Genomic DNA, 860 nt, shown 5'->3' on the forward strand with positions numbered 1-860 from the left:
ACGCTGATTCAAACCGTATGGGGCGTTCTGTTGCAGAAATATAACAATAGTACGGATGTCGTGTTCGGCAGCGTTGTGTCCGGTCGTCCAGGGGATATTCCAGGCGTGGAGCACATGATCGGGCTATTCATTAATACGATTCCAGTGCGTGTGCAGTCTGAACCAGGTGAAACCTTTGTTGAGCTGATGAAACGAACACAGCGGCAGGCGCTGGCTTCCAATGCCTATGATGCGTTCCCGCTGTATGAAATCCAGGCACTGACCGAGCAAAAGCAGGATTTAATCAACCATATTATGATATTTGAAAATTACCCGGTGGAGCAGCAGGTAGAGCAGTTGGGCAGCGAGGGACAGGATAAATTTACGATTTCGAACGTGGTGGCTACAGAGGAAACCAACTACGATTTGAACGTCGTCGTGATGCCGGGTGAAGGCATCAAGATTCGTTTTATGTATAACACGCTTAGCTTTGATCAAGCAGGTATTGAACGTCTGTATGGACATTTTGCGCGTCTCTTGGAGCAAATTTCGTTCAACCCGCATGTTCAGGTGGAAGAGCTGAAACTACTCACAGCAGCGGAAAAACAGCAAATTACAGCGGCCTTTAATGATACCGCTTGTGCCTTTCCGTCTCATCAAACGATCTATCAGCTGTTCGAAGAACAGGTGGAGTGTACGCCGGATCAAGTGGCACTGGTGTTTGGACATCAGCGTCTGACGTATCAGGAGCTAAATGAACGGGCGAATTCATTGGCACGCATCCTTCAAGCGCAGGGAGTAGGGCCTGACAAACTGGTCGGTCTGATGGTGCAGCGCTCCGTGGAAATGATCGTAGGTCTGCTGGCCGTGCTAAAAGCAGG

General features: G+C 49.4%; 1 protein-coding gene. It reads left to right on the top strand.

Features of this window, described 5'->3' with window-relative positions:
- Positions 1-860: condensation domain-containing protein (locus ACN6NF_RS12015; RefSeq protein ID WP_474317915.1), on the top strand; the 860-nt coding region annotated here is incomplete at both ends.

It is taken from the genome of Paenibacillus sp. TSM33 (assembly GCF_056099025.1).